22 protein-coding genes are annotated in these 24,980 nt (G+C 63.5%); 6 read left to right on the forward strand and 16 right to left on the reverse strand.

Annotated elements, in window-relative coordinates; all coding sequences use genetic code 11:
* Positions 1-2: 2 nt before the first annotated feature.
* The 6 genes from ACZO3G_RS00320 to ACZO3G_RS00345 all read right to left on the reverse strand — a co-directional run bounded on the left by ACZO3G_RS00320 (position 3) and on the right by ACZO3G_RS00345 (position 5,862).
* Complete coding sequence (locus tag ACZO3G_RS00320; RefSeq protein ID WP_101552227.1) at positions 3-815, reverse strand: nucleoside phosphorylase; 813 nt, start codon at positions 813-815, stop codon at positions 3-5.
* Positions 816-848: 33 nt separating this feature from the next.
* Entirely contained in the window at positions 849-1,670 is an 822-nt protein-coding gene (locus ACZO3G_RS00325) for a nucleoside phosphorylase (RefSeq protein WP_276872533.1), read from the reverse strand.
* 108 nt (positions 1,671-1,778) lie between these two features.
* Positions 1,779-2,879 carry a BMP family ABC transporter substrate-binding protein gene (locus tag ACZO3G_RS00330; RefSeq protein WP_242970868.1) on the reverse strand — a complete coding sequence of 367 codons (1,101 nt, stop codon included), beginning with the start codon at positions 2,877-2,879 and terminating at the stop codon, positions 1,779-1,781.
* A 55-nt stretch (positions 2,880-2,934) separates the two neighbouring features.
* Entirely contained in the window at positions 2,935-4,251 is a 1,317-nt protein-coding gene (locus ACZO3G_RS00335; RefSeq protein ID WP_276872534.1) for an amidohydrolase family protein, read from the reverse strand.
* 27 nt (positions 4,252-4,278) lie between these two features.
* Entirely contained in the window at positions 4,279-4,938 is a 660-nt protein-coding gene (gene deoC / locus ACZO3G_RS00340; protein WP_276872535.1) for a deoxyribose-phosphate aldolase, read from the reverse strand.
* A 27-nt stretch (positions 4,939-4,965) separates the two neighbouring features.
* The gene (locus ACZO3G_RS00345) at positions 4,966-5,862 is read right to left on the reverse strand and encodes a dihydrodipicolinate synthase family protein (protein ID WP_101552217.1); all 897 of its coding nucleotides are present in this window, start codon (positions 5,860-5,862) and stop codon (positions 4,966-4,968) included.
* A gap of 389 nt (positions 5,863-6,251) precedes the next feature.
* On the opposite strand from ACZO3G_RS00345, the gene ACZO3G_RS00350 reads away from it, so the two are divergent.
* Positions 6,252-7,232 (forward strand): sugar-binding transcriptional regulator, encoded by a 981-nt coding sequence (locus ACZO3G_RS00350; protein ID WP_277138439.1) that lies wholly within the window; start codon positions 6,252-6,254, stop codon positions 7,230-7,232.
* A gap of 156 nt (positions 7,233-7,388) precedes the next feature.
* Here the strand turns inward: ACZO3G_RS00350 and ACZO3G_RS00355 are convergent, their stop codons facing one another.
* Positions 7,389-8,789 (reverse strand): amidohydrolase family protein, encoded by a 1,401-nt coding sequence (locus ACZO3G_RS00355; protein ID WP_277138440.1) that lies wholly within the window; start codon positions 8,787-8,789, stop codon positions 7,389-7,391.
* A gap of 10 nt (positions 8,790-8,799) precedes the next feature.
* On the reverse strand, positions 8,800-10,119 hold the full coding sequence (locus ACZO3G_RS00360) for a uracil-xanthine permease family protein (protein WP_101552211.1): 1,320 nt from the start codon (positions 10,117-10,119) through the stop codon (positions 8,800-8,802).
* Between the two features lie 416 nt (positions 10,120-10,535).
* Here ACZO3G_RS00360 and ACZO3G_RS00365 point away from each other — a divergent pair, with 416 nt between their 5' ends.
* Positions 10,536-11,558, forward strand: coding sequence for a LacI family DNA-binding transcriptional regulator (locus ACZO3G_RS00365; RefSeq protein WP_276871008.1), 1,023 nt, complete (start codon positions 10,536-10,538; stop codon positions 11,556-11,558).
* Between the two features lie 16 nt (positions 11,559-11,574).
* Positions 11,575-12,696 (forward strand): 4Fe-4S binding protein, encoded by a 1,122-nt coding sequence (locus ACZO3G_RS00370; RefSeq protein ID WP_276871005.1) that lies wholly within the window; start codon positions 11,575-11,577, stop codon positions 12,694-12,696.
* Between the two features lie 61 nt (positions 12,697-12,757).
* On the opposite strand, the gene ACZO3G_RS00375 is transcribed toward ACZO3G_RS00370, so the two are convergent.
* From ACZO3G_RS00375 to ACZO3G_RS00410, 8 genes are all read right to left on the reverse strand, one after another.
* A complete protein-coding gene (locus ACZO3G_RS00375; RefSeq protein ID WP_101552205.1) occupies positions 12,758-13,204 on the reverse strand; it encodes a VOC family protein in 447 nt (148 codons plus the stop codon).
* Between the two features lie 83 nt (positions 13,205-13,287).
* On the reverse strand, positions 13,288-14,823 hold the full coding sequence (locus ACZO3G_RS00380; RefSeq protein WP_276871001.1) for an FGGY-family carbohydrate kinase: 1,536 nt from the start codon (positions 14,821-14,823) through the stop codon (positions 13,288-13,290).
* 25 nt (positions 14,824-14,848) lie between these two features.
* A complete protein-coding gene (gene deoC, locus ACZO3G_RS00385) occupies positions 14,849-15,556 on the reverse strand; it encodes a deoxyribose-phosphate aldolase (RefSeq protein WP_101552201.1) in 708 nt (235 codons plus the stop codon).
* Positions 15,557-15,574: 18 nt separating this feature from the next.
* A complete protein-coding gene (locus ACZO3G_RS00390; protein ID WP_276870998.1) occupies positions 15,575-16,747 on the reverse strand; it encodes an iron-containing alcohol dehydrogenase in 1,173 nt (390 codons plus the stop codon).
* Positions 16,748-16,818: 71 nt separating this feature from the next.
* On the reverse strand, positions 16,819-18,165 hold the full coding sequence (locus tag ACZO3G_RS00395; RefSeq protein ID WP_276870996.1) for an amidohydrolase family protein: 1,347 nt from the start codon (positions 18,163-18,165) through the stop codon (positions 16,819-16,821).
* A 74-nt stretch (positions 18,166-18,239) separates the two neighbouring features.
* On the reverse strand, positions 18,240-19,682 hold the full coding sequence (locus tag ACZO3G_RS00400) for an alanine/glycine:cation symporter family protein (RefSeq protein WP_101552195.1): 1,443 nt from the start codon (positions 19,680-19,682) through the stop codon (positions 18,240-18,242).
* Positions 19,683-19,706: 24 nt separating this feature from the next.
* Positions 19,707-20,888, reverse strand: coding sequence for a trans-sulfuration enzyme family protein (locus ACZO3G_RS00405; RefSeq protein WP_121586124.1), 1,182 nt, complete (start codon positions 20,886-20,888; stop codon positions 19,707-19,709).
* 337 nt (positions 20,889-21,225) lie between these two features.
* Complete coding sequence (locus ACZO3G_RS00410) at positions 21,226-22,023, reverse strand: MerR family transcriptional regulator (RefSeq protein WP_101552193.1); 798 nt, start codon at positions 22,021-22,023, stop codon at positions 21,226-21,228.
* Positions 22,024-22,357: 334 nt separating this feature from the next.
* Here ACZO3G_RS00410 and ACZO3G_RS00415 point away from each other — a divergent pair, with 334 nt between their 5' ends.
* From ACZO3G_RS00415 to ACZO3G_RS00425, 3 genes are all read left to right on the forward strand, one after another.
* On the forward strand, positions 22,358-23,089 hold the full coding sequence (locus ACZO3G_RS00415) for a GntR family transcriptional regulator (RefSeq protein ID WP_101552190.1): 732 nt from the start codon (positions 22,358-22,360) through the stop codon (positions 23,087-23,089).
* Positions 23,090-23,165: 76 nt separating this feature from the next.
* Entirely contained in the window at positions 23,166-24,008 is an 843-nt protein-coding gene (locus ACZO3G_RS00420) for a class II fructose-bisphosphate aldolase (protein WP_276870991.1), read from the forward strand.
* Positions 24,005-24,979: a PHP domain-containing protein gene (locus ACZO3G_RS00425; protein WP_276870989.1), complete on the forward strand. Its 975-nt coding sequence runs from the start codon at positions 24,005-24,007 to the stop codon at positions 24,977-24,979. Before ACZO3G_RS00420 ends, ACZO3G_RS00425 begins: the two co-directional genes overlap by 4 nt.
* The last annotated feature ends 1 nt before the right edge of the window (position 24,980 follow it).

Raw genomic sequence — 24,980 nt, forward strand, 5'->3', positions numbered from 1 at the left:
CCTTACCTCCCGAACTCGCCCCGCTCATCCCACTCCTTCAGGATTTTGAGTGCCTCGGATGCAGCCAGGCAGGCTTTTTCCTCGCCGTTGTTGTAGGCAAAATTGTTGTTCTTGCGCGCCGCGACCACCGAAAGGACCGCCGCGATGCGCATGCCGTGCAGATAGCCGATGATAAACTGGCCGGCCGTGTCCATCTCGAGCACCTTGACGCCCTGCTGCTCGATGTCGGGCATGATGTCCTTCGCCCAGGAGGGCCAGTAACTGTCCGGCTCGTCGCCGAGCGGGCGGCCCTGCCCGAGGTAGAAGGAGCCCGCGGTGTATTCGAGCGCGAGCCCGTAGCGGAAGCCGAGCCGCTCGCACGCCTCCGCCAGCGCCATGACCATGACGGGATCGGCGAAGGAGGGGAATTCGGGGTCGATGTAGCACTCGGAGGAGCCGTCCCGGGCGATGCAGGCCACCGGGATGAGCAGGTCGCCGTTTTCAAAATTGGGGTCGATGCAGCCGGTGGTGCCCACGCGCAGAACGGTGTGCACGCCGGATTTTTTCAGTTCGTTTAAGCAGATCTCCGCGCTGAGCGCGCCGATGCCGGTGGAGGTGGTGCCCTGCTCCATGCCCTGGTAGACGCCGCGTTTGGAGATGTAGTGGCGGCTGTGGGCCACATCCCGCACGTTTTCCCAGTTGGCGGCGATCTTTGCGGTGCGCTCGGGAGAACCGGGAATGATCACATAGCCGGGCATGTCGCCCTCCCGCAGGTGCAGGTAGTAGGATCTCCCGTCCTCCGTCTTCGGGTCGAGTATCTGATCGAGTTTTTTCATAGTCGGTCCCCTTTCCTGTTTCTCGGTTCCGCCTCAGGCGTAGAGCGTGCGGATGGTTTTTTCGGTGTCCGTCTCCCGCAGGATGCGGATCGCCTCGCTCGCGATGCGGCAGGCCTTCTCCTCGCCGCCGTTGTCGCCCCAGGCTCCGGTGACGCGGTTCGCGTTCACAGCCAGTACCGCGCCCATGCGCATCTTGTGCAGGTAGCCCATGACCAGCTCGCCGGCCGTCTCGTTGTCGATCGCCACGACCTTTGCGTTGCGCAGACGGTCGACGACGTTCGCAGCCTCGGGCGGGAAGAAGCTCTCCTCGTCCCCGTCGAGCGGACGGCCCTGGCCGACGTAGTAGGAGCTGATCGAGCAGACCACGCCCATCGTGTAGCGGTAGCCGAGCCGGCGGCAGGCCTCGATGAGGGCCTTTACGACGCGGGGGTCGGCGAAGGCGGGGAACTCGGGCTTCACGTAGTGGGTCACGGCGCCGCCCTTCCGCATGCAGGCGGCGGGGATGATGATGTCGCCGAGGTCGAGGTCGGTGCGGATCGCTTCGGCGCAGCCTACCTTGACGCAGGTGTGCACGCCCACCTTCTTGAGCTCGTTGAGGCAGATTTCCGCCGGCTGGCAGCCGATGCCGGTGGAGGTCATCGCCATGTCGAAGCCCTCATAAACGCCCGTCACGGTGCGGTATTCGCGGTTGTAAGCGATCTCCTTCGTATCCTGCCAGACGGCGGAGATGTGTTCGGTCGCGGCCTGGTCGCCGGGCAGGACGACGTAAGGGGGGACGTCCCCCTTGGCGAGACGCAGGTGGTAGACCTTTCCGTCGACGGTCGGCGCGGTTGCCTTGCTAGCCTGATTTGCCATAACAGTTTACCTCCCGGAAAATTTGATGCGGACGGCGGGGCCGCCCCGTTTTTTTGAAAGCGGCCCTGCGCCGCGCTCGAACGCGGCGCAGGGCCCGCCGGGGGATGCCTATTCAGCCGCGATGCGGTTCCAGTCGGGCGCGATGGGGTCGAACTCGACCACGAGCTCGCCCGCCTTGATCTTCGCCTCGATCTCCTTGCCCTTGGCGATGGCGTCCTTGAAAGCCGCGGCGTATTCCGCGTTGTCGGTGCGCTCGGGGAAGGAGTCGTATGCCTCCCAGTAGAGGTAGTAGCCGTCGTTGGTGATGTCGCGGATGCCCTGCTGCCCGCCGGGGAAGTTCCCGTCGACGACCGCCTGAATCGCGTCGTAGACGGCGGTGCCGTAGTTCATCTTGATCGTGCCGACGAAGTTTTTGCTTGCGTCGGTGTAGTCCATGATGCAGCTCATGACGAAGACGTCCTTGCCGGTCTCGTTCACCGCCTCGATGATGCCCGCGTCGGGGGCGGCGCAGTCGCCCTGGATGACGTCGCAGCCCTTGTCGATCATGGCGAGCGCGACCTCCTTGGCCTTGGCGCTGTCCTCATAGCTGGCATAGGCAAATTCCACCACCGCGTCGGGGTTGGCGTCGCGCACGCCGCGCATGAAGCCGTTGCCCTCGGCGTTCGGGCCGGGCTCCTCGCCGCCGACGATGAAGCCCACGCGGTTGGTCTTGGTGGCCAGCCCCGCGATGTAGCCGTCGACATAGAAGGTGGTCTGGCCGCGGAAGACGGCGTCCCACAGGTTGGCGACCGGCTCCTCGGGGGTGTTGATCTCCTGGAAGATGGCGGCGTACTTGGTGTCGGGGAACTCCTGCGCCACCAGCTTGGTCGCGTCGGACATGTAGCCGAAGGTGGTGATCACGAGGTCGTAGCCCTCCTGCGACATGCTGCGGATGTCCTCCTCAAAGGAGGCGGGGGAGGATTCGATCTTTTTGAACTCCACGCCCAGCTCGGCGGCGGCGCGTTCGCCCGCGGCGGCCATGTCGTCCATGGGGCCGTTGTCGCCGAACTTCTGGTTGCCGATGAGTACGACGCGCACGGCGTCCCCGCCGTCCGCCGCGGGAGCGGCGGAATCCGCCGGGGCTGCTTCGCCGGCGGGCTTGCCGCCGCAGGCCGCCAGCAGCGTCAGGATGAGGCAGAGGCTTAAAACGGTAGAGATGAGCTTTTTCATAATTTCCTCCTTGTAGGCGTTTGATAAGGTTCCTGTTGTCATGGGGGCGGGGGGTTCAGTCCGCCCCGAGGGCTTTTTCGGAGACGGCGGCGACCCGCCGCTGAATCTCCCCGAGGTCGAGTCCGGGGATGCGGCGGTCCTGCACCAGGCGGCGGCCGCCGACGAACACGTCGGTCACATCCACGCCGGTGGCGCAGTAGACGACGTTGGAACTCACGTTTTCGGCGCGCCCCGTCCGCAGCGGCGTCATGTGCGGGCGGGAGGCGTCCACGAGGATGAGGTCGGCCAGCTTGCCCTGCTCGATGGTGCCGAGCTCGTTTTCGAGGCCGAAGAGCTTCGCGCCGTTCACGGTGGCCATGTCGAGCGCGTCGTGCGCCGTGAGGGTGCGTACCCCGCCGTGCAGGCTGTGGACGAGCAGCAGGCATTTCATCTCGCGGAAGAGGTCGTTGGAGTTGCTCCACATGGCGCCGTCGGTGCCGAGCGCCACGGTTACCCCCGCCTTCAGAAGCGCGGGGATAGGGGCGAGTCCGTCGGCGATCTTCATCTCGCAGATGGGGGTGTTCACCACCTTGGCGCCCCGCTTTGCCATCAGCGCGATCTCCTCCCCGTCGAGGTAGACCGCGTGGGAGCCGATGTATTTTTCCGTCAGCAGGCCGCAGCGGTCGAGCGCCCTGACGGGGCTTTCGCCCATCCGCTCCACCGCGGCCGCGTGGCGCCAGGGGGTCTCCGCGAGGTGGCTCGTGAAATGGCAGCCGCTCTTTTCGACGATCTCCCGTACCCGGCGCAGGCGCTCCCGGGTGAATTCCTCCTCCGGCAGCGTGCCGAGCAGGGGGATGAGGCCGTACTCCCGGCAGCGGGATTGGAAGGCCTCGAGCATCCCGTCGGTCAAAAACCCGTCCGAACGGTAAAAGTCGTATCGCACATCCTCCGCCGGCGCGCCGCGCAGGCCGATCTTCGCAAACGCCTCCTGCGAGAGGGGCCCGAGGCTCCAGTACATGTTCTCCACCAGCATCGTGGTGCCGCTGAGCAGCGCCTCGGCATAGGTCAGCAGGCGGGCGTGGTAGCGGTCATCGTCGGTGACGCGGTCGTAATACCAGTTGTGTTCCGCAAACCGCTCCATCTGCTCGCCCAGCGTGGTGTTGTCCGCGCCGCCCTTGGCAAAGCCCATATCGCCGTGGCAGTGCCCGTTCACGAGCCCGGGCATCACGATCTTTCCGCGCGCGTCCACAAAGGCGCGCCCGTCCGCCGCCGTGAGCGGATGGGACCCCGCATAGGCGATGCGGCCGTCCGTTATGCCGACGCTGCCCGAAAGGGGCTTGTAGCGGTCGTGGGCGGAGATGATCACGCCGCCGGATATCACGGTATCAAACATCTTCTTCTCTCCCACAGAAAGCAGGGATTATTCCGGAATCCCCTGCAGAATGGTCAGGCTGGCCGAGACGCCCAGCCGGTCGGCGCCCGCTTCCACCACGGCCGCCGCGTCCTCGTAGGTGCGGATCCCGCCGGAGGCCTTGACCTGCAGCTTGGAGCCGACCACGCCGCGCATGAGGGCGACGTCGTGAGGGGTCGCGCCGCCGGTGCCGAAGCCGGTGGAGGTCTTGACAAAGTCCGCTCCCGCGCGCATCGCAAGCTCGCAGGCGGTCTTCTTCTGATCGTCGGAGAGGTAGCAGGTCTCGATGATGACCTTTGTGAGGGTGCCCGCTGCGGCGTCCACAACGGCCTTGATGTCGCGGTAGACAGTCTCGTCGTCGCCCGCGAGCAGGGCTCCCACGTTGATGACCATGTCCACCTCCTCGGCACCGCGCCGGATGGCGTCCTGCGTCTCGAACGCCTTCACCTCGGGGGTGTTCGCGCCGAGCGGGAAGCCGATGACGGTGCAGACCCTGACGCCGCTGCCGTCCAACAGGCGCCTGGCCTGTTCGATGTTGCAGGGGTTGATGCAGACCGACGCCGCGCCGATCTCGAGCGCCTCCCGGCAGATCTGCTCGACCTGCGCGGGGGTGGCGGTCGCCTTGAGAATCGTGTGGTCCATCATTTTGGCTAACTGTTTTCTGTTCATATCCGGTCCTCCTTGGCCTTGTTTTGGTTAAAGCATCTCCTGTTCCTTCAGGATGGTTACGATTTTTTGTTTGTCGGACTCGCTTACCTCGCTCAACGGGGCTTTCATCCGGCCGAGCGGCGCGCCGACAAGTTCGCCGACGAATTTGTAGGCCGCCATAAAGGGCCCGATCTTCATCGCCTGGCGCACGCGCAGGATCTTTTCCTGCATGGCCCTCGCGGTCTCCCAGTCGCCCCTGTCGATCGCCCCGCAGATGCCGACGATGAGCTTGGGGAAGATGCAGGTCAGCAGGGAGAAGACGCCCACGCCGCCCAGCAGGCTCGTCGTGAGGATTTGCGCGTCGCTGCCGGCCATCAGTTCAAAGTGGCGGTCCCTGCCGATGAGGCGCAGCATCGTCTGCTGGTGGATGATGTCCTGCGTGCTGTCCTTGTAGCCCCACAGGTTGGGGACCTCGGAAAAGAGCCTCCCGATGAGCTCGGGGGAGAGCTTGTTGCCCGTCTCGGGGGCGTTGTAGAGATAGACGGGCAGCTTGGTCTGGCCCGCGATCCCCGCGAAGTAGCGGTAGAGACCCTCCTCGGTGTATTTGTAGACGAGGGGCGGCGTAATGATGATCGCGCCGCACCCGCATTCCTCATACCGCTTCATGCAGTCCACGGCCATGTCGACGCTGTTGTAGATCAGGTTGCCGAGCACGGGAATCCGGCCGTCCGCGGCCTTGACGGCCCTGCGCACCGCTTCCACGCGCTGCTCGGTGGGGAACATGAGCGCCTCGCTCGCGAGGCCGTTGACAAATACGCCGGTGATGCCGTTTGTGATCAGGTATTCGATCTCCTCTTCGAGCAGCGCAAAGTCAATCCGCCCGTCGGCTGTGAACGGCGTGATGACCTCTGAGGCGGGCCCGTGGAACAAGAGCTCCTTTTGCATGGTCTGCTGACCTCCTGTGTGGAAATTTGAAATTGCGTTCACTCTGCAGGTGATTGCTTGTTGCAGTTCCTACTATATGGCATTTCCGAGCGTTTTTCAAGCAAATAATTGAAATTTAGATCAATTTTGTCAAGAAAACCAGAATAAGAATGCGTATTTATTGGTTTTATCCTTAAATAGTGAAAATTTGTTCAATTTGTTGCTTGCGAAATTACAGATATGGGCGAGGATCAAAAAAACCGGACACGATTATTTCCGGAAAAACGAATAAAACACAAAATAATTGAAACTATTCTCGAAAAGTAAAAACTAAATTTGAAATTTAGTCCAAATCTATTGACAAAGCAATCATTTTTTTCTATTCTAGAGAAAGAGAAGGAAGCAAAATAATGGGAATCAACCGTGGGGGGAAGATGATGAACAGAGATGGGCAGCTGCTCTATACCGTCGCGCGGCTCTACTATCTGGACAACCTGAACCAGGCCGAGATTTCGGCCGAAATGGGGCTGTCGCGCCCGAAGGTGTCCCGCCTGCTCGCCAAGGCGCGCGAGGACGGGATCGTGAATATCCAGATCAGCCCGCCGCCCTGCGGCGACGTGCACGAGCTGGAGGAGCGTATCCGGGCGCGGTTCGGGCTCGAGCATGTGCTGGTGACCGAATCGCCCTACGCGGACGACAAACGGGCGCTGGCCGATACCGTGCGGCAGGCCGCGCCCTTTTTCCAGGGCTTCCTGCGGGACGGGGACAAAATCGGGATCGCATGGGGCTATACGCTGCTGAAGCTGGCGGAACACCTCCAGGAGGTTTCGATGCCCGCCTCGGTCATCCTTCAGATCGCCGGGAATCTCGACAACGCCGACAGCAACAACTTCGCCAATGAGATCGTGCGGCACTTTTCCCAAAAGCTGGGGGTCAAATCGCTCAACACGCTGCCCTGTCCGGTGGTGGTGGAGAACTCCATCATTGTGGATCTCCTGCTGCACGACTCCAAGATCAGCCACATCATCAACCAGGTCAACGGCGTGGACGTGGCGTTCCCGAACATCGGCGTGCTCAGCGAGGAGAACTGCCTGTGGCGCACCGGATACATTTCCACGGAGGAGCTTCAGCAGCTTCACCGGAGCGGTTCGGTGGGCTGCATCTGCTGCCGCTTCATCAACGAGCGGGGGGAGATCGTGGACCCCTCCCTCGACGAGCGGACGATCAGCATCGGGCTCGAGGCGCTGCGCAGCGCCCGCCACTCCTGCGCCTGCATCGCCAGCGACGACAAGGTGCCCCCGCTCATCGGCAGCCTGCGCGCGGGGCTGGTCGACGTCCTCGCGATCGACTCCCGCACGGCGGAGACTCTGCTCGCCTACGCGGAGGATTAGGGACGTGAAACAGGACAATAAAAAAGGACGCGTCTGCGTCCTTTTTTTGCGCGCCGGGGCGAACCCCGCGGAATAGAGAGACACACCCTCCGCACATTCTTTGGAATGTGCGGAGGGTGTGCTTCTTTGCGGTGCGATATCGTGAATGAGAGGAGGTCAAACCAGGTCGGCCTTCAGCCGGGGTTCCCGGACGGACGCCTTCGTCAGCAGCTCCCTGCCGACGCGGTTGACGAGCCCGCACGTCTCGGCCTCGTCGATACGGGTCAGCTTCCCGTCCCTGACGACGGTTTCCCCGTTGACCACGACGTCCTTCACCATGCGGGGGTCGCCGCTGATGACGATGCAGGCCGCGGGGTCGTTGCAGCCGCCGGCATATTGCAGCTGGTTCCAGTCCATGACGACCAGGTCGGCCGCCATATGGGGCGCGAGGAAACCGATGTCGTCGCGGCCGAGCGTTTTGGCCCCGCCGGCCGTGGCGAGGTAGAGAATGTCCTCCGGGCCGACGGCGTCCCGGCCCCAGGTAAGCCGGTTGACGAGATAGGCGCTGCGGATCTCCTCCATCATGTTGGAGGAGTTGCTGCTGGCCGCGCCGTCCACGCCGAGGCCGATGCGGCTGACGCCCGCCTTGAGGTAGGCCGGGATGGGGCTCACACCGGAATTCAGGAACATGTTGGAGATGGGGCAGTGCGCGATGCCGGTGTTCGTCTTCGCCATCTGCCGCACCTCCTCCTCGTTGATGTGGACGCAGTGCGCGTAGTAGAAGCGCTCGCCCAGCAGGTCGTGCCGCCGGAACCATTCAAAGGGGCGGCAGCCGAATTTTTCGAGGGTGAATTCGGTCTCATAGCGGCTTTCCGCCAGGTGCCCGTGCACGAGCAGGTCGTATTTTTCCGCGAGGTCGAGCGCGGCGCGCAGGCTTTCGAGGGTGCCGTACTGCGGCATGCTGGGCGCGACGCCCACCCGGCACATGGAAAACCGCGACGGGTCGTGGTAACGCTTCACGAGGCGCTCGGTGTCCGCGATGATCTCCTCCGGCGCGCTGATGATTTCGGGCGGGACGATGTTGCTTGCCAGCGATTCAAAGCCGCGGTTGGGATGGAACCGGATGCCGATCTCCTCCGCCGCCAGGATCGTCGCCTCCACCAGCCCCTCCACCGGGTGGGGATAGAAGAGGTCGTTGGAGGTGGTGCAGCCGGTTTTGAGCGCGTCGCCGAGCCCGGCGTAGACGCCCGCCCGGGCGACCTCCGGAGTCAGGTCCTTGAAGATTTCAAACATCACCTGGAGCCACGGCTCGAGCACCAGCCCGTTTGCAACGTTGATGTTGCGGATGAGGGACTGCCAGGTGTGGTGGTGGACGTTGACGAACCCCGGGAGGATGACGCGCCCGGAGGCGTCGACCACCTCGTCGATGGGGGTGGTCGCGCGGTGCTTTTCGGCGAGGCGCTCGCCGACGTCCACGATCTCATTCCCGCTGATCAGCAGGTCGCCGTGGCGGTAGCGGCGGCGGTCGCCGTCCATCGTCAAAATCCAGTCGGCGTTTTGGTAAAGGATGGTTTTCATGAGGAGCCCCCTATTCTGATACGGTGTCTTTCGCCTTCTTTTCGGCGGGGATCAGGACGCTGAGCAGGATGGCGGTGATGGCGGTGCCCGGCAGGCCGCTGAGCATCGAGGTGACCCAGAAGGGGAAGGCCGCGAGGCTGTCCGCCACCGCGCTGAACCCGATGCCGACCGCCAGCGAAATTCCCACGATTGTGGTTTCGCGGTTGCCCATTTCGCAGTTCTTGAGGATGTTGATGCCCGAGAGGATGATGACGCCGAAGGTCATCAGCGCCACGCCGCCGAGCACCGCGTTGGGGACAAGGGTGAAGACGGCGCAGATTTTCGGGCAGATGCCGCAGAGCATGACCAGCACGCCGGTGATCGCGATCACAAAGCGGCTGGTGACGCCGGTGAGGCCGCAGAGGCCGAGGTTGGCGCTGATCGAAATGGTCGGGCAGAGATTGAAGAGCGAGCCGAACACGCTGCTGATCCCCTGCGCGAGGATGCCGCCGTGCTGTTCCTTTCCGGTGGGCAGCCGGTTTTCGGCGAGGTTGGCCGCGGTGGTCTGGTCGCCGAGCAGCTCGAGCAGGGCCACAAGGCAGAGGAAGCTGACCGTCACGATGGTGCCCAGCTCAAAGCGGATGCCGAAGTGCAGCGGCTGCGGCACCCGGAGCCACGCGGACTGGATCATTTCGGAAAAATCCAGCTTCCCCATAAAGCCGTAGACCGCCGTCATGACGACCATCGAGACGAGCGCGGCGCATTTTTGCAGGAGCCCCTTCGTAAACCGCTGGAGGAAGAGGGTCAGCAGGATGGTGCCGCCGGCCAGCAGGTAGTTGCTCAGGGAGCCGTAGTCGGCGCTCCCGGTGCCGCCCGCGCAGTAGCCGATCGCCACGCCGCACAGGCTGATGCCGAGGATCGCCACGATCGTGCCGGAGATGTAGGGCTTTACCAGCTTTGCAATTTGCTTGTAGAGCCCGCCCCACACGATCAGGCAGACGACGCTGCCGACCAGGCAGGCGCCCGTGAAGGTGTCGAGCCCGTGCTGGGCGGCGATGGCGATGCCCGGCGCCACGAAGACGAAGCTGTTGCCCAGAAAGACCGGCAGCCGCGCGCCGACGGGACCCGCGCCGATCGATTGGAGGATGCTGGCGATGCCCGCGACAAACAGGCAGGCGGCGATCAAAATGGTGATCTCCGAGGCCGGCAGGCCGATTCCGCCGCCGATCAGCAGCGGGATCGGGACCGTGTTCAGCAGCAGCACCGGCAGATGCGTAAATCCAAGGGCGATCGCTTCCCGCAGGGGGGGACATTCGTTGAGCCCGTAGCCTTTTGGAATTTTCTTAAACATTCTGTTTCCTCCTTACTCACGAGAAACTCGTGACACACACAGAAATCAGCTTTCCAGTGCCCTCCGCGGGAATTCGCGCGCAGACCCGCTGATGAAAATGGAATGTAACAAATGCACTTGTTACATTTACAAAATACCACATTGCCAAAAGGCTGTCAATCGTTACATCGACAGAAATAAACCGGGATTTGTTGTGTAAAACGCTTGAAACGGAGCAAATTTTTTAAAATTACCACCCGCCGGCTGAACGAGTGGATGGGGTCGCTTGCGCTGGAACTGATGTAACATAACGATGTTACCGGGATGTGTTTCACTGATTATTCGGAAACTTCACGCGGAATACTTGATGAAAAGGGATTGCTGTGCTAAGATGGAAAAAAAGACAGGATGCGTCCCAGAAACGGCAGGTGAGGCTTTTGAATATCCGGGAGATCGCACGGCAGGCGGGGCTTTCCATCGCCACCATTTCCCGCGTCATCAACCATCCCGAGACCGTCGCGCCCGAGACGAGGGAGCGCGTTTTGGGGATTTTGGAGTCCTGCAACTATTCGCCCAAGCTGGCCGCCAAGCCGCCCAGGAAAAAAACCGGCGCCGTCGTCCTGATCGTCCCGGTCCTGCCGCGGTATTACGGCATTCTTGCCGGCATCCGCCAGGTCCTGCAGGCCAACGGCTACCAGCTGACGATCTGCGAGACGAGCGGCTTTCGGGGCGGGGAGAACGGAAGCATCCGCGCGGTCGCGGCCTCCCGGCCGGACGGCGTGATCCTGGTGCGCGGCTCCGAAGCCCCGCCGGAGCTCGGGCCGCTCCGGCAGGCGGGGATTCCCGTCGTCCTGGTCGGGAAGTGCGCGGACGCGGAGAGCGAGAACAACTGCAGCATCAACTTCCAGGACGCCGCCGCCAAGCTCACCGCCCACCTGATCGACATGAAATACACCCGTATCGCGCTGGTGCAGACCGAGGCGGACTATCCGGAAAAGCCGCAGATCACGGCGGGCTTTTTGCAAGCGCTCGCGGCGGGCGGCCTGGACGCGGGCGGCTGTCCCATTTTGGAGACGGAGGACAGCGTCCGGGGCGGGTACATCGTTTTAAAGGAGATGCTCGCGGAGGGGGAAGCCCTGCCGCAGGCGTTTTTTGCCGCCGATGACGGCATCGCGGTCGGCATCATGAAGGCGGCGCAGGAGGAGAAGCTCGCGGTTCCCCGCCAGCTGGCGGTCGCCGGCTTCACGGACTCCGAGATGGCCACGGTCGTCTGCCCGGCGCTCACCACGGTGGAGCATCCGTATGAGCGGCTGGGGACGGTGGCGGCCCGGCGGCTGATCGACCTTATCGAGAACAGCGAGCTTTACGACATCGAAACGCAGGAGATCGTGCTGAAATCCAAGCTGAAGATCCGCAAATCCTGCGGCAATAAGAAGAATATCTATGAGCAGTTCGAGTGAGGGGAGGGGAAGCGGTATGTGCACAGCGGTGGATTTTATGGGCCTGCCCCTGAAAAACCCGGTCATCGTGGCGGCCGGTCCCTGGTCGCGGGACGCCGCGTCGATCCAAAAGGCGATCGACGCGGGGGCGGCGGCCGTCGTCACCGAAACCATCACACTGGAAAAGAGCCAGCTTCTCCGGCCGCGCATCTACCGGCAGGAGGGGCGGCTACTCAATACGACGCTCTACAGCACGCTGTCCTTCGAGCAGCTGGAGCGGGAGCTTTCGCAGGTCCGGAAGGGGGACAGCTTTCTGATCTGCAACATCCGCGGCGGCACCCCCTCCGAGCTGGCCTACACCGCCACGGCGGTGGAGCGCTTCGGCGCGGACGCGCTGGAGCTCTGTTGCTTCACCCCCATCGGGACCAAGATGGAGAACCTCGCGATCCATCCGGATGAGATCTACGAGATGATCCGGCAGGTCACCCAAAAGGTCTCCGTCCCCGTGATGGTGCGGCTGCCCCACCACGCGGCGTCCTCCCGGGAGTTCGTCCAGGCGGTGGAGCGCGCCGGGGCGAAGGCTGTCAGCGCGATCGAAACCCTCTCCGGGCTCATCGGGGTGGACGTCGAGCGCGGCCGCTCCCGGACGCCCACGATCGGCGGGTATTCCGGCCCGCATATCCGTCCGGTTTCGCTGGCGGCGACCGCCATGCTCAGCCAGCTGGCGGACTGCCAGATCGCATCGATGGGCGGGGTGGAGGACGCGCTCAGCGCGCTGGAATTCCTCATGCTGGGAGCTTCGGTGGTCCAGCTGGGCTCAGCGGTCCTGCTGGGAGGATACGGGCGGATTACCCGGACGGTGGAGGATCTGGAGGCGTGGATGCGGGTGCACCGGTATGGCTCGGTCGAGGAGCTGCGCGGGATCGCGCTGGACTCCCTCTCCCCCTTTGAGGAGATCCTCACCCGCCGTCTGCATGCCTCGCTGGATTCCCCCTGCGGGCAAAGCTGCGGGGAGGGCGGCTGTCCCTGCGTCACCGCCTGCCTCGACGGCGCGGTCGTCCGGGAGGGAGACCGCGTCCGGGTCGTCCGGGAGCGGTGCTCCGGCTGCGGGCTCTGCGTTTCGCTCTGCCCCGGCGGACATTTTTCCCTGCGGAAATAGGCGCACATACCAAAAAGAGGCCGCTGAACCTGTTCAGCGGCCTCTTTTGATATGGGTTGCCTTATGGATTGACGAGCGCGGGCCCGTCCCCTCCCTCCACCCAGGCGAAGATCTCCCAGATATTGCGTTCATAGTCGAGGAAGTAGGCGGCGCGCGAACCAAATCCGAAGGTCTCGGGCTTGCTGATGCAGACCACTCCCTTGGAGGTGAAATCCTCGTAGATTTCGTCCACGTCCTCCACCCGCGGGACCTTGATCGCGGTCATGAAGTTGTGCGCCTCATCCATGAGGTTCTGCTCGCCCATGATCTCGGCGACGGCGTCCCGCGCCCAGATTGCGATCGTCGCGCCGCGGAAGGAATACTCGATAAAGTTGGGGTTTTCCACTGTCGGCTGGATCCGCTTCGGCTGGAATCCCCACTTGTCCTCAAAGAATCGGCGGGAACCGTCAAAGTCCTTCGGGAAAAAACAGATGGCTTCAATGTTGTCCAGTTTTTCAACCGCGCTCATAAAATTGCTCCTTTATATTTATTTTTACCGCGTGGTTATGCGGCCGGGTACCTGGTGCCTGGGGCGGGCGGAAGCGCCCGCCGTCACAGGGAGGAGAGCTGCCGGAAAGCGCCGCCGCGCAGGGAGGCGTACACCTCCCGGTAGACGCGGTGGAGTCGGCGGTAGGTCTCGGCGTTTTCCGGGATCGGCAGCACGGTATGCGAGATGTGCACCATTTCGCGCGCACCCTCCCGCACGTCGGCGAAGAGGCCCGCGCCCACCGCGCCGATGATCGCCGCGCCGACCAGCGTCGCGTCCGCGACGGCAAGCACCTTGACTTCCGTGGCGAACATGTCGGCGATGATCTGCCGCCAGAGGCGGGATTTCGTGGCGCCCCCCGTGATGGCGAGAGAACGGATGGAGACGCCGGATTCCCGCATTGTCTCGTACATGTCCTTCGCCTCGAGGGTGATCCCCTCCATGACGGCGCGGAGCAGGTCGTTTTTGGTGCTCGAGAAGGTCAGCCCCGCGAAGACCCCTCTGGCGTCGGGGTCCCAGTTGGGATACCCGCTTCCGGTCAGGTGGGGAAGGAAGACGACCCCGTTTGAACCGGGCGGGCTTTGTTCGGCGCGGATATCCATCAGCCGGTAGGCGTCCGTGCCGGTATCTTCCGCGCGGGCGCATTCCGTCTCCGCGAGGACGTCGCGCGCCCACCGATAGGCGCTCGCCGCCCCGAGCTGGTTGGCCTCCAGCTCGCAGATGCCGAAGGCGGGGGAGAGCGGGGCCATCAGGCCGGCGGTCTTGCTGAGGTCGAGGGACTGCGCGCCCGCCACGAGAAAACCGGAGGTGCCGAGAGTAAGGGAGGCCATGCCGTCGCTCACAACGCCCGCGCCGATGGCGGCGCACTGCTGGTCGCCCGAACCGGCGATCAGCGGCAGCCCCTCCGGAAGCCCGGAGCGGGCGGCGGCCGCGGCTGAGACCGAGCCGATTCGCGCGCCGGATTCCACGAGGGGCGGCAGCTTTGCACGGTCGATACCGGTCGCCGTCAGGATGCGGTCGGACCAGCCGCGCGCGGCGAAATCCACCAGCCCCAGCGTGCAGGCGGCCGTCAGCTCGGCGCGCAGCTCCCCGGCGCCGAACCGGTAGGACACATAGTCCCCGAGGTGTACGATCCACCTCGCGCGGCGGTATGTATCCGGGTCGTTTTTCAAAATCCAGACGAGCTTATGGATGGCGAAGGGAGGCGAGACGGGCATCCCGCTGATGCGGTAGAGTTCGCCGGGATCGATCCGTCCGGCCGTTTCGTCGATCGTCTCCGCCGCGCGCTGGTCCTGCCAGCCGTAGAGACGGCGGTCAATCATCTGCATTTCATCGTCCAGGAAGCCGAACGTCGACCGCTGGCAGGAAAAACTGGCGCAGGCGAGCTGGGAGGGGTCGACGGCCGCCGCTTCCACGGCGCGCCGGCAGGCCTCAAAGGTCTTTTCGACGATCTCCTCCGAATCCTGCTCCACCCATCCGGGGCGGGGATAGGCGGCGCCGTATTCCCGGTACCCCTGCCCCGCCACCGAGCCGTCCGTCCCGATGATCATCGCTTTCGCGCCGGTGGTGCCCACGTCGATTGCCGCGATATAATGTTCCAAACAGAGCTTCTCCTTTCCCGGCCCGTCAGAGGAGGCCGATTTCCTTCATCTGGTCGTACGCGTCGATGATCTGGCCGGACGCCCGCGTCCCGATGAGTTCCGCCCCGGCCTTGATGAAGGCGTAGGCGTTCTGGGGACGCGGGAATTTGACGCCGGCCACCTTCAGCCTGACCCCGGTGCCCGTGAGCGCCTTTTTCATGACAAGGAACTGGTCCATGCTGGGGCCCTCGTACTGTCCGGTGGAGGTTTTCGCGTAGTCCAGTCCCGCCTCGGCGATGAGCCCGCATACCCGCGTGATCTCCTCATCCGTCAGGAAGCACACTTCCAGGATGACCTTGGTCAGCGCGTCCTTCCCGGCGATGCGCTTGAACGCGTCCAGCTCCGCCTTCGTCACGTCGTAGCGGCCGTCGCGGACCGCCCCGACGTTGATGATCAGGTCGAGGGTGTTGCAGCCCGCCCGGAGCGCCTCCTCCATCTGGGCGATCTTTACGGGCAGGGGGGAGGCCCCGAACGGAAAGTCGATTCCCGTTCCGATCAAAAGGTCGCTCCCCGCCAGCTCCTCCCGGACGACAGGGGTCCAGTAGCTGGTCGCGGAATAGAACGCCGCGCAGTTGTAGGCGCGCGCGGTGCGGCAGCCCTCCCGGATCTCCCGTTCGCAGGCGTTTTTGGGGAGCACGCTGTGGTCGAACAGCTTGCCGAGTTCCTTTTTGGAGATGTGCGCAAGATCAACCATTCCGAATCCCTCCAGCAATCAGTAGGCTTTTTCAAGCAGGCGGGTGATGTCGGCGGCGTCCAGGGTCTGATAGTCGTTATCCAGCCCCACGCCCATATAGGCGACCGTCGCCTCGGCGATCGCGCGCACGTCCGGGCCCACCCCGACCTCGCGCAGCGTCTTGTCGAGCCCGATATCCCGGAGCAGCGCCCTGATCTCATCGATCGAGCCGGCCAGCAGTTCCTCGTCGGAGCGGCCCTCCGTCTTAGCCGCGGGGTTCAGCAGCTTCCCGACCACCTTGTATTTGTCCGGATTGGAGCGCATGTCGTACTCGTAGACGACCGGCGCGAGCGCCGCCAGGAATTCGCCGTGCACGACGTTGTCGATGCCGCCAGCGGCATGGGCGACGGCATGGCAGTTGGTCACGCCGCCCATCGAGATGGCGATGCCCGCCAGCGTGTCCGCCAGCGCCATCTGCGAGCGGGCCTCGAGGCTGCCGTCCTGTATGACCGCCTCGCGCAGGTATCTGCCGACTATCGAGATCGCCCGCTCGGCGTAGAGGTCGGAGATGGGGGTGGACATGCGGCTGGTGTAGGCCTCAAGCGCGTGGCAGAAGACGTCGAAGCCGGTGCTCGCCGTAATCCTCGGAGGCAGGCTGAGCATGAGCTCGGGGTCGATAATCGCGTGCCTGGCCCAGGTGTAGTCGCAGCCGAAGCCGGGTTTTTCCTTTGTTTCGGGGTTGGTGATGACCACATACTGGGTCACGTGGCTGCCGGTGCCCGACGTGGTGGTAACTGCAACGACCGGTAAGGTCGCGCCCGTGATCGCCTGCCGTCCGCCGCTCGGGGTAGGGGCGAAGTCCCAGATCTTTCCCCGGTGCCCCGCCGCAATTGCGATCCCCTTGGCGGCGTCGATCGCGCTGCCGCCGCCGAGGCCGATCAGGACGTCGACGCCGCTGTCCATGGCAAGCGCCGCGGCCCGGTCGACATCGACCGAGAGCGGGTTGGGGCTGATATCGGTGAACGCCACCGACGCGACACCGCTGTCCGAAAGGATTTTTTCCAGCCGCGCGAGCAGGCCGTTTTCCCGGAAGAAGGGCCCAGTCGTGACGATCATCGCCTTTTTCCCATACTGCTTTACAACTTCTCCGGCCTCCCTGATTTTCCCGGGGCCAAAGGTGAGCCTGACCGGCGTGTTCCAATTGAATTCCATGGTGTTCCTCCTAAAGCTGGGATGTGTTTGCGCGAGCAAAACATCCTCTGGTTTGTGGACGGCCCCGCGGTTCAGTCCTCCGGCCGGAGGAGCTCCCGCGGGCCGTACCGCGCGAGTACCCGTTCCCCGGCCTCCCGCGCGGCCTCCATGATCCGTTTCCGGTCCACGCGGCAGAGGCTGCGGTCGCGCATGACCGCGCGCCCGCCGATATAGCTGTCGCGCACGTCCTGCCCCGTCACGCTGTAGGCGAGGGTGGAGAGGACGTTGTCGTAGTGGCCGAGGCGCAGCGGGCAGAGGTGGGGCGCGTCGGTATCGATCGTGATGAAATCGGCGCGCTTGCCGACTGCAATGCTCCCGAGCTCCTTTTCCAGCCCAAAGACCCGCGCCCCCTGGATGGTGGCCATCTCGAGCGCCTGCCGTGCGCTGACCGCGCGGACGCCGCCCGTGATCGCGTGCAGGAGCAGGATCCCCTTGATCTCGCGGAAGAGGTCGTTGCTGTTGTTCCACAGCCCGCCGTCGGTGCCGAGCCCGACCGGGACGCCCGCGGCGAGGTAATCGGGGATCGGCGCGACCCCGTCAGCGATCTTCATCTCGCAGAGCGGGGTGTTGACGACGCGGAAATCGGCCCTGCCGAGCATCCCAACCTCCTCCCGGTCCACCTGCACCGCATGGGAGCCGATGATGGGGGCGATATCGAGAAGCCCGCGCTCCTGGAGGTAGCGCACGGGGGTTGTGCGGAAATGCTCGGCGATGTGGCGGGATCGCCAGTCGGTCTCGGCGAAATGCTGGGTAATGAGCACCCCGCTGTCGCGCGCGAATTCCTCGATCAGGCGCAGTTGCTCCTCGTCGAAAAATTCCTCCGAAAGGCTGCTGACGACGGGCAGGATGCCCTGTTCCCGGCACTCCGAAAAGAACGCCGCATAGTCCTCCCGCAGGGCTTTTGCCCCGCCGGCGGCGAGACGGTCCTGGATGTCGTCGGAGACGCCGCCCCGGATTCCCGTTTCGGCCATCGCCCGTATCGAGTCCTTCCCGAGGGAGGTGTACTCGTGCTCGAGGAGGAAGGTGGTGCCGGACATGATCGCCTCGATATAGGTCAGCTGGCGCGACCAGAAGAGGTCCTCCTTCGTGAGGTCCTCCAGGAAGTAGCGGCGCGGCTCGTAAATTTCGTTCTGCTCCAGCAGTGTGAGGCCGTCCCCAAGCCCACGCAGGACGGTCATGTCGCCGTGGACGTGGCCGTTGACCATGCCGGGGAAGATGATTTTGCCCGCCGCGTCGACGCGCTCCCGCGCCTCGCCGGGGAGCGCGCCCTCGCATACCGCGGCAAACCGTCCGTCCGTCACGCCGATGGAGCCGACGAACGGCCGGCAGCCGGGCTCCATCGTGACGATGATGCCGTTTTCAAGTTTCAGATCAAACATGCGACCCCTGCCTTTCAATGGCGGAAGCGGCGGGGAACCCGGGGCTCCCCGGCCGCTCCCGTCCTTTGGTTCGTTTAGGCCTTCGCGGAGGCCTCGTCGTCGACCACCTCGCCGTAGATCACCGGCTCGGGGTTTTCGCCGCGCTTGAGCGCGGGCAGGTAATTGTCAAAGAAGTCGTGGAAGAGGCGCATGATCTCCTTGCGGTTTCCGATGATCAGCGTGACCGTCAGCAGGATGAAGACGGCGCTGATGAGGTCCTGCAGGGCCCAGATCGCGGCGACGTCCAGCGTGGAGAGGAAGACCAGCGGCAGGACGTAGTAGCAGATGTGGGCGTATTTGAGCACGGGCGTCAGCCGCCGCTTGCCCAGACAGAAGTTCAGCGACTTTTCGCAGGAATAGAAGAGCGCGATGATCGTCGTCCAGACGAAGAAGCCCAGGATGATCGCCATCAGGTAGGCGCCCCACTCGCCGTAAGCCATGCGGAAGGAGATCGTGGAGAGCTGGCCGCTGGTGATGTCGCCGTAGTCGATGTAGGAGTTGGTGATGATCAGGGTGAGCGCGGTCATCGTGCAGATGACGATGGTGTCCACGAAGATTTCGCCCCATGCCCACGCGCTCTGGCGGACCGGATGGTCGGTCCTGGCCGGGGCGTGCAGGACGATGCCGAGCCCGGTGCCGGCGTCGTTGGAATACATCCCGCGCGCGAGGCCGTAGCGGACCGCGTCGCGGACGGTGGCGCCCGCAAAGCCGCCGATGCCGGCGATCGGGGTAAAGGCGTGGGAGAAGATCGAGCCGAAGGCCGCGGGGATCCGGTCATGGAAAATGACCAGGATGCCGACGCAGGCGACGATATAGAGGATCGCCATGAAGGGGACGGCCTTTTCCGCAACGGCGGAGATCCGCTTGAGGCCGCCGGCGACAGTGATGAACACCGTGATGCCGAGGAAGGCGAGGATGAAGCGCTTGTCGATGCCGAACGCCTCGTGGATCGAGTTGGTGAACGCCTCGCTCTGGGTCAGGTTGGACCAGGGCCCGGAGATGACGCACCACAGGCCGACCAGGAAGCCGCCGACCTTCCAGCCCATGGCGTCGCGCACGACGAACGCGCGCTCGCACATGAACTCGTTGGAGGATTTATACCGGACGCGGTATCGCTGCCCGAGGATAATCTCGGCCGCCTTGGTGGACATGCCCACCAGTCCGGCGACCCACATCCAGACGATGGCGCCGGGGCCGCCCATCGTGACCGCCGTCGCGACGCCGGCGATGTTCCCGACCCCGACCGTGCTGGCGAGCGCCGTACATCCGGCCGCGAAGCTGGAGATGGTCCCCTCGCCTTTTTCCCCCTTCTTGAAGAGCTTGCCGATGGAATTCTGGAACATGAACTTGAGGGAGAACTGGTATTTGAATTTGAACTTGATCGTCATGTAGATACCGATGCCCAGCAGGGCGATCGTCATCGGGGTCCCCCACAGGAAATTGGCGACCGCCTGTATGCCGTTAACCAGGAAATCCATTATCTTTCCTCCTCATCTGATCTGTCAGGTGAATACGTCCAATGCGGAATTGAATTCGGAAATCAGGTCGTCAATGTCCTCCGTTCCCACCGAGACGCGCAGCAGCCCCTCGTGGATTCCCATCTTGAGGCGGATTTCCTCGGGCACGCCGTAGTGGGAGGAGGAAACCGGATGGGACATGCTGGTGCGCAGGCCGCCCAGCGTGGTCAGGTATTTGACGAACTGGAGACGGTGCAGGAATTCGTTGATCTTCTCCCGGTCGTCCGCCACCGAAAAACTCAGCATCGCCCCGCAGCCGTGGGGGAACATCCGCTTGGCCAGCTCCCGCTGCGGGTGGGTGTCGAGGCTCGGATGGTTGACGCGCCGTACGTGCGGATTTTTAAGCAGCGCCCGGGAGAGCAGTTCGGCGTTTTCGATCTGCTTTCTGACGCGCAGGCCCATCGTGCGGACGCTGCGCAGGCAGAGCCACGAGGACACCGGGTCCGCGCAGCAGCCGGTCAGGATATACTGGTTGCGCAGCTCCGCGCCGATCTCGGGATCGTTGTAGGTGATGGAGCCCGCCGTCAGATCGCTGTGGCCGCCGAAATACTTGGTGAGGCTGTGCATGACAAGGTCCGCGCCGTGCTCCAGCGGCTTGATGACGAACGGGGTGGTAAAGGTGCTGTCCACCATCAGGACGGCGCGCGCGCCGTGCGCGACAGCCGCGACCTCGTCCAGGTCCACCAGCGTGGTGAGCGGATTGGAGATCACTTCGGTGTAGAGGACCTTTGTATTGGGCCGGATCGCCTTGCGGATTTCGTCCGGGTTGGTAAAATCGGCATAGCTTGTCTCAATCCCGTACCGGGGGAGGATGTTGTCCATCAGGTCGATCGTCTCGCCGTAGAGCGAGCTGTTGGCCAGGATGTGATCCCCCTGTTTGGTGCAGGTGTGCAGGGCAAGGTTGATAGCCGCCATGCCGGAGGAACAGACGAAGGTCTTCTGCCCGTTCTCCAGGTAGGAGATCGCCTTGCCCAGCGCGTTGCGGTCGGGGTTTGCGATCCGGTTGTAGACGTAGCCGTCCGCGTCCACCGTTTCGACGAGCTCGTGCAGGTCGCCCATGGCGTAGGCGCTGGCGAGGAAAATCGGGGGCGCGTCCGCATGCAGGACGTCCCCGTCCAGCTCGTCTCCCGCGTAAAGAAGCCCGGTATCGTCTTTCATTTGGTTCATCATAACTCACCTCAAAAATTGGTATCGCCGGTGTCCGGTGAATGGTTCCGTGCCGTCCGGGGCCTGTCGCGACCAGGCCCGACGGTACAGGGGATTTTAACAGTTGCCCGCTTGACGACCTCATTGTAGACCTTGACGCTACGTAAAGGTCTATTCACGTTTTGTTGGAGAATCGAACAAAATATTCTGTAGATTTAGCCAATTATTGATCAAACAAGCCAATACAACCCGCGTGTGGGAAACACAAAACGGTCGGCCTGGCAGGGCTGTCTCAAACGTCAACAATCCTGTCAGGCCGGCCGTCCGGCGGGCCGCGGAACCTTTGGTTCCCGTTTTTTCAGAGGAGGATCTGGATTTCGTACTCCGCCCGCTCGTACTCCTTAAGGTTGTCCTCATACTCGTTGGCGATGACGAGCGTGTGCGGGGGCGGCTCCCGAATGTAGTCCCGGATGCGGTGGGTGTCGATGTCGTCGAGGAAAATCCGCGAGCGAAAGCAGAGGTACTCCCCGGCGGGCAGGCTGCGGATGCCCGGGGAGAGGACGGCGGGCTTCTCCCGGAGGTAGACGAAGTAGCCAGCCTCCAGAAAGCGGCCCTCGAGCATGGCGTCGAAATCCATCAGGAAGCCGTATTGGCGGCGGTAGGCGAGGCGTTCCTCCTGCTTCCGGCTCTTCAGGGCGGCCAGCCGCACCGCCTTTTCGTCGACGGGCTCCCCCGCGAAACAGGGGGTATTGAGGATATACCGCTCCTCCAGATGGACGCGGTAAAACTCCTCGGGCGGTCTGCCGGAGGCCCCGTAGGTGAAGTATTCGATATACCACTCGATGTCCCGCAGGATTTTTTCCGATTCCTCGATGGCGCGCCGCTGTTTTTCCCGCTGCTCGTTGAGGTGGGAGAGCAGCGTTTCCACGCTTCCCGAGAGGATGACCTCCTTGATGCTCTCGAGCGACAGGCCGAAGCTCTGCAGGTACTTGATGCGGTCGATGTAGTGGAACTGCTTGAAGGAATAGTAGCGGTACCCGGTGTCCGGGTCGGTGTAGGAGGGGGAGATCAGCCCCATGGAATTGTAGTAGCGCAGGGTGCGCGTTGTAATGCCCATCAAGGCCGCGGTTTCGCCAATGGTATACAATTCTTTCATAACGCACCTCCGTTGTTAAATCAACCTGACATGATTATACCAATACGATCATATATTGTGCAAGTATGATTTTGTGCATATAAATCTCTTGACAAGTGGGCCCGCAGACGCTACTATATTTGTATATACAGGAACGTTCAAGTAAGGGCGGAGAGGGAGGCTGCCGCGCCGGGGACGGTTCCTGTCTATCCCGCTTGCACGCCAAATGCCTGTCTACAGGCGTTTGGCACGACCCTGTCCGCTTGCTTGACATTGTCCAGACACGTAATATAATGAAGGAGGATACATAAAAATTTCCAACTGCTGATAAAGCGTCGGAAACCGGAGGGAAAGTATGGTACTGGACAAAAACAGCCCGAAGCCGCTGTACGCGCAATTGGAGGACATCCTGCGCACCGCGATCCTCAACAAGGAATGGGAAGTGAATCATGCCATCCCGTCTGAGATTGAACTCAGCCGGATGTACAGCATCAGCCGGATGACGGTGCGCGCCGTCATTACCCAGCTGGTGAACGAAGGGATGCTCTACCGCGTGCAGGGGAAGGGCACGTTTGTCGCCGAGCCCAAAATCTCCACGAAATCGCTGGCCTACATGGGCGTGCGCGAGCAGCTGGAACGGATGGGCTATCAGACCTCGACCCGCCTCGTCCGCTTCGAAACGGTCAGGGCGAACGCGCACATTGCCGGAAAGCTGGGGATCACCCGTGGGGACGAGGTCGTCTTCATCGAACGGGTGCGCCTGGTCGAGGGCTGCCCGCTCAGCCTGCATCTCTCCTACCTGCCGAAGGCCATGTGCCCCTCCCTCACGGAGGAGTACCTGGAGACCGAGCAGCTCTGCGTGATCGTGGAAAAACAGTTCGGACTGAAGGCCGCCGCGGTTTCCGAATCGCTCGAATCGGTGCTGGCCACCGAGGAGGAGGCGGAGCTGCTGGAGATCGACCGAAGGTTTCCTCTCCTGATGCTTGAGGACGTCAACAAGTCCCCGGCTGGGCGCATCTTTGAATACAGCAAGGTGCTCTTCCGGGGGGATAAGATCAAACTCCATTTTGAATACGAAACCAAATAATCAGGCATTCGGCCGCGGTATGCCGCAGGGAGAGCGGGAAACAGCCGCGTTCCGCCTGCCGGAAAGCGAGGCTGTTATGAACGGCAATCTGTTTGTCCGCGTTTTGAGGCGGGCGAGGGAGTCCTCGACCGCCTGTGCATCCATCAACATCCTCAACTACAACACCGCGCGCGCGGTCATCCACGCGGCCGAACGGGCGGGGCGCCCGGTAATCCTGCAGCCCTCCGTCGGTACGGTGCGGCGCTATGGGGTCTCCGAAATGTTCCGGATGATCGACGGGCTGCGTTCGGCGGCGTCCGTCCCCGTCGCGCTGCATTTGGACCACTGCAGGGACGAAGAACTGGCGCGCGCCTGCGCCGATGCCGGATGGGACGCGGTCATGATGGACTATTCCGCGCTGCCGCTGGAGGAGAACATCCGGAAGACCCGTGAAATGGCCGCGTACGCGCACCCGCGCGGCGTTGCGGTCGAGGGGGAGGTGGGCGTCATCTTGGGCGTGGAGGAGGAGGTCTCGAGCAAGACCGCCAGCGCCGCGTCCTATGAGGACACGCTCGCCTTCATCGAAGGGGCGGGCGTGGATGCCATCGCGCCCTCCATCGGGACGGCGCACGGGCTGTATACCGGCGTGCCGGCGCTCAATTTCGGGCTGGTGGAGCGGCTCGCCGCGCAGCCGGTCCCCATCGTCATCCATGGCGGCACGGGGCTGCCCGCGGCGGATTTCCGCCGGCTGATCGCCCTCGGCGGCGCGAAGATCAATCTTTCCACCGCGCTCAAGCAGGTCTATCTCGGGGAGTCCCGCAGACAGCTTGAGAACCCGGACGTCGCCCCGGTCGCCTTCGACGAGGCGGTCGAGAACGCGGCCTCCCTGCTGATGGAGAAGTTCATTCGGCTGTTCGCCGGGGAGGACGTCGAGCTGTGAAACCTGTCACGGTAGGCCCGGCCGGCCGGGCAGCTTACGAATGCGACCTGCACAGCCACACGACCCGGTCGGACGGGAACGACACTCCCCGGGAGTCGATCGACCGCGCGGCGGCGCGCGGGCTCAGGGTCCTCGCAATCACCGACCACGACGTCCTGCCGCCGGCGGAGGTATCCCTCCCCGACGGGAGCGTCCGGGAAATCCACGCCTATGCCGGGGAGCGGGGCGTCTGCCTGCTGCGCGGCATCGAGTTTTCCTGCGAAACGGAGATTCAGGACGTCCACATCGTCGGCCTCGGCTGCGACTGGGAGGGGCCGGATATGGCCCGGGAGGTCGCCCGCATCGCGGAGAGCAAGTCGGGCTCCTACCTCGAGCTCATCCGCAGGCTGAACGAACGGGGCTACCGGATCGACCTCGCGGAGCTGCTCGCCGCGGGCGGGCGGGAGATCCCCGTCGCGGAGCTGCAAAAGAAAGCGATTTTTGACTACATGGCGGCAAAGGGGTACGTCTCCGCCTGGAGCGAGGCGAAGCTCCTGGTCCGGGAGGACCCCGCCCTCAATGTCGAGCGGGAGAAGCCCGGCGCGCTGCGGATCATCGAGGCGATCCACCGCGCGGGCGGGACGGCGATCCTCGCGCATCCCTATCTGATTGACGAGCAGGTCCGCTTCCAGGGGGAGCGGATCGGGCGGTGGCGGCTGATCGAGCGGCTGGCCGGGGCTGGGCTCGACGGCATGGAGGTGCGCTATACCTACGATAAGACGACCTGCAAGGACCGCCGCCCGCCGGAAGCGATCTGGGCGGAGGTGCGGTCGCGGATGCCGGAGGGGCTGTTTGTCTCGGGCGGCTCCGACTATCATGCTGATTACAAGAAAGGACAGGACAATCCGCGCGACCTCGGGGAATGCGGGCTGACAATGGAAGAGTTTTTATCCGTCCCCGTCTTCGCGCGCCTGTACCGGACGGGAGGTTAAG

This window comes from Anaerotruncus sp., from assembly GCF_057433415.1.